The sequence below is a fragment of the Kitasatospora sp. NPDC059408 genome (assembly GCF_042751525.1).
Lineage (GTDB): Bacteria > Actinomycetota > Actinomycetes > Streptomycetales > Streptomycetaceae > Kitasatospora.
In genome coordinates this window covers 1-5,729 of the sequence record NZ_JBHYWI010000011.1, presented here as the reverse complement: position 1 = coordinate 5,729, position 5,729 = coordinate 1, and the positions used below count along the sequence as shown (strand labels likewise).

The following is a 5,729-nucleotide window of genomic DNA, read 5'->3' as shown; positions in this document are numbered from 1 at the left end:
GGGGGGCCGGGGGGGGGGGGGGGGGCGGCCAAGGGCCGGCCCCCCCCCCCCCGCGGGGGCGGGGGGGGCGCGGGGCCGGCCCGGCCCCCCCGACGGGCGAGACAGCCGAGGACGAGAGGGAGGGAAAGCGGGAGGAGGAGGCCCCCCGACGGTCATGTCCGATTCCCGCCAGTCGACACCCCTCCGGTGCCGCAGACTGGACAGCGTGATCGACGACGACATCCGGTATCGAGCCGTGGACAGCCGGGACTCCCGCTTCGACGGCGTCTTCTTCACCGCCGTCACGACGACCGGCATCTACTGCCGGCCGAGCTGCCCCGCGGTGACGCCCAAGCGCACCAACTGCGTCTTCTACCCGAGCGCCGCCGCCGCCCAGGGCGCCGGCTTCCGCGCCTGCCGCCGCTGCCGCCCCGACTCGGTGCCCGGCTCGCCGGAGTGGAACCACCGGGCCGACCTGGTCGGCCGGGCGATGCGCCTGATCGGCGACGGCCTCGTCGACCGCGAGGGCGTCGCCGGCCTCGCCCACCGCCTCGGCTACAGCGCCCGCCAGCTCCAGCGCCAGCTCATCGCCGAACTCGGCGCCGGCCCGATCGCACTCGCCCGCGCCCGCCGCGCCCAGACCGCCCGGCTGCTCCTGCAGACCACCGAACTCCCGGTCACCGACGTCGCGTTCGCGGCCGGCTTCGCCTCCGTCCGGCAGTTCAACGACACCGTTCGCGAGGTCTACGACCGCACCCCGAGCGGCCTGCGGGCCGAGGTCGCGGCCGGCCGCCGCATCGCGACCCCGGCCGGCGGCCTCACCCTGCGCCTCGCCTACCGCGGCGCGATCGACAGCGACCACCTGATCGACTTCCTCGCCCTGCGCGCGGTCCCCGGCGTGGAGGAGGTCGTCCCCGGCGCGCGCCCCGGCGTCCGCACCTACCGCCGTACCCTCGCGCTCCCCTACGGTCACGGCATCGCCGAGGTCGACGGCCTCGCGCCCGGCGACGAGCGCACCCGCGGTTGGCTCGACTGCCGCCTCCTCCTCGCCGACCTGCGCGACCTGCCGACGGCCGTCCAGCGCCTGCGCGTCCTCTTCGACCTCGACGCCGACCCCGACGCCGTCGACGAGCAGCTCGGCGCCGACCCGCTCCTCGGCCCGCTGGTCCGCGAGCGTCCCGGCCTGCGCTCGCCCGGCCACGTCGACCCGCACGAGCTCGCCGTCCGCGCCGTGCTGGGCCAGCAGATCACCGTCGGCGCGGCCCGGACCCTGGCGGGCCGGCTCGCCGAGAAGTACGGCACCGCCCTGCCCGAGCCCAACGGCGGCCTGCGCCTGCTCTTCCCGACGGCAGCCGCCCTGGCCACCGCCGACCCCGAGGACTTCGCGATGCCCGCAGCCCGCCGCCGGGCGCTCACCGGCCTCTGCGCCGCGCTCGCCGAGGGCGTGGTCCGACTGGACGGCGGCGTCGACCGGGAGCAGTCGGCCGAGCAGCTGATGGGCCTGCCCGGCATCGGCCCCTGGACGGTCGGCTACCTGAGGATGCGGGCGCTCGCCGACCCCGACGTCTTCCTCCCGAGCGACATCGGCGTCAAGCACGGCCTCGTCCGCCTCGGCGCCCCCGGCGACCCCAAGTCCGCCGCCCGTGCCGCCGAGGCGTGGGCCCCTTGGCGCTCCTACGCGGTCCACCGGCTGTGGGCCGGGTCCGCGAGCGCCACCAGTACCGGAACGGAGAACGCACGAGCATGACCACGACCGTGTTCACGACCATGGAGAGCCCGTTCGGCCGGCTGCTGCTGAGCGGCGTCCGGCCCGACGGGGGCGGTCCGGCCGCGCTGGCCACCGTCACCGCCCCCGGCCAGAAGTACGCCCTCGCCGAGCCCGCAGACGACTGGGTCCTCGACCCGGAGTCCCTCGCCGAGCCGGTGGCCCAGCTGACCGCCTACTTCGCCGGCGAGCGCACCGGGTTCGACCTGCCGCTCGCCCCGGAGGGCACCGACTTCCGGCGGCGGATCTGGGCCGCCCTGGACGAGATCCCGTACGGCGAGACCGTCACGTACGGCCGGCTCGCCGCGATGGCGGGCGAGTCGCCGCGGGCCGTGCGCGCCGTCGGCGGTGCCGTGGGCGCGAACCCGCTCCTCATCGTCCGCCCCTGCCACCGCGTCCTCGGGGCCGGCGGGGCCCTCACCGGCTTCGCGGCCGGCGTCGACCGCAAGCGCTGGCTCCTGGAGCTGGAGAGCGGCACCCTGTTCTGAGTGCCGGCCGGCCCGGCCTCGATTCCGAATGCCGCCCTGCCCGGTCCCGATTCCGAGTGCCGTCCCGCCCCGCCCCGTCCCGAGCCGGGTCTACGCCCGAAGGTCGACGCGCCAGTTGTGGCTCCGCATGAAGCGGCCGGGCGGGAACTCGAAGTCCGTCTCCCCGAGCAGCGTGAAGCCGGCCTTCTCGCAGACGGCGTTCGACGCGGGGTTGTCGACCGACGGGAAGGCGTGCAGGTACCGGTGCCGGGCCTCGCGGCGGGCGGCGGCGACGGCCGCGCGGGTCGCGGCCACGGCGATGCCCCGGCCCTGGAAGGGCGGGAGGACGTTCCACCCCATCTCGTGGACCGTCCCGCCCTCCCACGTCCGGGTGCCGTAGCCGACGGTGCCGACGGGTTCGCCGCCGGGGAGCAGCTCGATCCGGTACATGCAGCCGAGGCCGGAGGGGACGAAGTCGAGGTAGCGGGCGTGCCGGACGAGCAGCTGCTCCTCGCTCTCCGGGCCGCCGACGTGCGTCTTCATCTCCGGCGTGTTGACCCGGCGCAGCAGCGCGAGGTCGGCGTCCGTCCAGGGTTCGAGGTGTACCGGTGCCGTGTTCACGGCACGCACGGTAGTGCTCGTGGGGCGGGCGTGACCAGCGGTTATTCGGCAGGCGGGGTGGGGCCGGCGAGGGCGCGGGCGAGCTGGTCTAGGGCGGGCAGGGCCTGGAAGACGGCGTCGCGGTCGGCGGGGTCGAGGGTGCCGAGGGCGTCGGCGATGCGGCGTTCGTGGGCGTGCTGCCAGTCGTCGAGCTGGCGCTGGCCGGCGGGGGTGAGGGCGATGCGGGCGGTGCGGCGGTCGCCGGGGTCGGCCTGGCGGTCGACGAAGCCGGCGTCGAGGAGTTTGCCGACGAGGCCGCTGACGGTGTTGGGTGCGAGTCGCTGGCGGGCGGCGAGTTCGCCGACGCGCAGGGGTGCGGCGGCGAGGGTCTGGAGGAGTTCGACCTGGGCCATGGGGAGGGATTCCCACGGGTAGTCGGTGCGGATGCTGCTGCGCAGGGCGCGGCGCAGGCGGGTGACGACGTCGGTCAGCCGGCGGGCGTGTTCGACCGACGTTTCGGGGGTTCCGGTGGCGGAGTCGGGAACGTGCGGTGACGACGGCATGGCGGACAGCGTATCGCCTGGTACGGACGCTTCGGCCGGCCCGGTGGGGGTGCCGGGGAGCCGGTTCGGCCGCTGCCCCCGGCCGCTGCCCCCGGCCGCTGCACCGACCCGCGTGAACCGCCGGCCGAACCGCCGGCCGCGCCCCGTGCGCATCTGATTCCGATCAGGTCGTAGAAAGAACATGTCTGCATCCGATATATTGAGTGACATGAACGCCACCGTCCTCGCCGCGCGGCTGCTCACCGAGCGCCCCAGGCCCCGCGGCATAGCCGGCTGGCGCCACGCCCACTGGCTGGCGGTCGGCACCGTGTGTCTCGGTGCCTTCCTCGGTCAGCTCGACGCCAGTGTGATCGCCCTGGTCTTCCCGGCCCTCGGCCGTCACTTCGGCGCGGGTTTCGCCGCCGTCGAGTGGGTCGCCCTCGCCTACCTGCTCGTCCTGGTCGCCCTGCTGGCCCCCATCGGCTGGCTGTCCGACCTGGTGGGCCGCAAGACGATGTACATCGGCGGTTTCGCCGTCTTCGGCCTGTCCTCGCTCTGCGCCGGGTTCGCCGGCGGCCTCTGGATCCTGGTCGGCTGCCGGGCCGTGCAGGCCGTCGGCGCCGCGATGATGCAGGCCAACAGCGTCGCGCTGGTGGCGCGCGGCGTGCCCGAGCACGCGATGCGGCGCGCGCTCGGCATCCAGGCGGCCGCCCAGGGCCTGGGGCTGGCGCTCGGGCCGACCCTCGGCGGGCTGCTGGTCGAGCACGCGTCGTGGCAGTGGGTGTTCTGGGTCAACGTGCCGATCGGCGTGCTCGGCATCGTCGCCGGCTGGTACCTGCTGCCGCGCACCAGGGCGGAGCGCGCGGCGGTCGTGCCCGGGCCGCGCCGGCCCCTGGGGAAGGCGCACCGCTTCGACTTCCCCGGCATGCTGCTGATCACCGGCGCCACCACGGCGCTGCTGCTCGCCCTGTCCACGGCCTCGGGCCTGCCGCTGCCCGGTTGGCTCGTCGCCGTCCTCCTCGTGGCCTCGGCCGTCCAGACGCTCGCGCTGGTGCGCCAGGAGCAGCGGGCCGCCCGGCCGATCCTGGCGCCCGGGCTGGTCAACACGCCGGGCGTGCGGTCCGGGCTGGTGGTCGCGCTGATCGGGTACCTGCTGCTGTTCTGCCCGCTCGTGCTGGGCCCGGTGTTGCTGACCGGAGCGGGCGTGTCGACGGCCGGCGCGGGCCTGGTGATCACGCTGCTGCCGGCCGCGTTCGCGGTCGCGGCGACGGTCGGCGGCGGGCTGCTGCCGCGCGGCTGGTCGGACGTGACGAGGTGTCGCTCCGGCGCGGTGACGGCGGGCGCCGGATTGCTGCTGTTCGCCCTGCTGCCGGTCTCGGCCGGGGTGTCGGCGGTCCCGCTGCTGGTCGCCGGGTACGGTCTGGGCCTGCTGCTGCCGGCGAACAACGCGTTGGTGATGCGGGCGATCCCGGCGGCCTGCTCGGCGGTCGGCGGCGGCATGGTGAACATGGCACGCAGCCTGGGCACGGCGCTCGGCATGGCGCTGTCCGTCCTGGGTGTCCACCTGGCGGGCGCGGCGTCCGGTGGGCGGACGGTGCTGCTGGTCCTCGCGGGGGTCGCGGCGGCGGCCGTGCTCCTCACCCGGCCGGTCCGCCCTGCCCGCCCTGCCGGCCCGGCCGGCCCCGCCCGCTCCTGACGCGCGACTAGGACACGGCGTTCAGCGCGTCCTGGGCCCGGTTGAGGCCGAGCCGCACGAGCGTCTCCACCGCGTCCGCGCAGCGGTCCAGCACGCCCGGCAGGGCGGCGAGCTCGTCCTTCGAGAACTTCTTCAGGACGAAGTCGCCGACGCTCTGCCCCTTCGGCGGGCGGCCGAGGCCGAAGCGCAGCCGGACGAAGTCGCGGGTGCCGAGGACGTCGCCGACCGAGCGCACGCCGTTGTGCCCGCCGGGGCCGCCGCCGCGCTTGAGCTTGCAGGAGCCGAACGCGAAGTCGAGGTCGTCCTGGACCACCACCAGCTGCTCGACGGGCACGCCGTGGCGCCGCATCAGGCCGGCCACCGGGCGGCCGGACAGGTTGATGAACCACTGCGGCTTGACGAGCAGCACCCGCCGGCCGTCCACCTCGATCTCGGCGACCCGGCTGCCGATCGCGCGCCGCCGGAACCGCGCGCCGTGCCGCTCGGCGAGCCGGTCGACGGCGAGGAAGCCCGCGTTGTGCCGGGTGAGCCGGAACCAGGGGCCGGGGTTGCCGAGGCCGGCGACGAGCCAGGGGGCGGCGGGGGTCATGTTCGGTGCTCCAGAGCGCAAGGGGGAACGAACCGGGGGCCGGTTCGAGAAATCAGGGTCGAAAGAGAGCGGGGTGCGGTGGGGACGACGG

Annotated in this window: 6 protein-coding genes; 3 read left to right on the top strand and 3 right to left on the bottom strand. The window is 75.7% G+C overall.

Annotated features, from left to right (window positions below; genetic code table 11):
* The first annotated feature begins 154 nt into the window (after positions 1–154).
* Together ACFXDE_RS10005 and ACFXDE_RS10000 are read left to right on the top strand one after the other, a co-directional pair.
* Positions 155–1,726, top strand: a complete 1,572-nt coding sequence (locus ACFXDE_RS10005) for a DNA-3-methyladenine glycosylase 2 family protein (RefSeq protein ID WP_380440923.1) — start codon at positions 155–157, stop codon at positions 1,724–1,726.
* Positions 1,723–2,232 (top strand): methylated-DNA--[protein]-cysteine S-methyltransferase, encoded by a 510-nt coding sequence (locus ACFXDE_RS10000; protein ID WP_380492696.1) that lies wholly within the window; start codon positions 1,723–1,725, stop codon positions 2,230–2,232. The genes ACFXDE_RS10005 and ACFXDE_RS10000 overlap by 4 nt, the downstream gene beginning before the upstream one ends.
* Before the next feature lie 90 nt (positions 2,233–2,322).
* Here ACFXDE_RS10000 and ACFXDE_RS09995 read toward each other — a convergent pair whose 3' ends face one another.
* On the bottom strand, positions 2,323–2,841 hold the full coding sequence (locus tag ACFXDE_RS09995; protein ID WP_380492694.1) for a GNAT family N-acetyltransferase: 519 nt from the start codon (positions 2,839–2,841) through the stop codon (positions 2,323–2,325).
* A 32-nt stretch (positions 2,842–2,873) separates the two neighbouring features.
* On the bottom strand, positions 2,874–3,374 hold the full coding sequence (locus tag ACFXDE_RS09990; RefSeq protein WP_380492692.1) for a MarR family winged helix-turn-helix transcriptional regulator: 501 nt from the start codon (positions 3,372–3,374) through the stop codon (positions 2,874–2,876).
* A gap of 208 nt (positions 3,375–3,582) precedes the next feature.
* Here ACFXDE_RS09990 and ACFXDE_RS09985 point away from each other — a divergent pair, with 208 nt between their 5' ends.
* Positions 3,583–5,049 carry an MFS transporter gene (locus ACFXDE_RS09985; RefSeq protein WP_380492690.1) on the top strand — a complete coding sequence of 489 codons (1,467 nt, stop codon included), beginning with the start codon at positions 3,583–3,585 and terminating at the stop codon, positions 5,047–5,049.
* Between the two features lie 7 nt (positions 5,050–5,056).
* Here the strand turns inward: ACFXDE_RS09985 and pth are convergent, their stop codons facing one another.
* Positions 5,057–5,638: an aminoacyl-tRNA hydrolase gene (gene pth, locus ACFXDE_RS09980; protein ID WP_380492688.1), complete on the bottom strand. Its 582-nt coding sequence runs from the start codon at positions 5,636–5,638 to the stop codon at positions 5,057–5,059.
* Positions 5,639–5,729 lie beyond the last annotated feature (91 nt).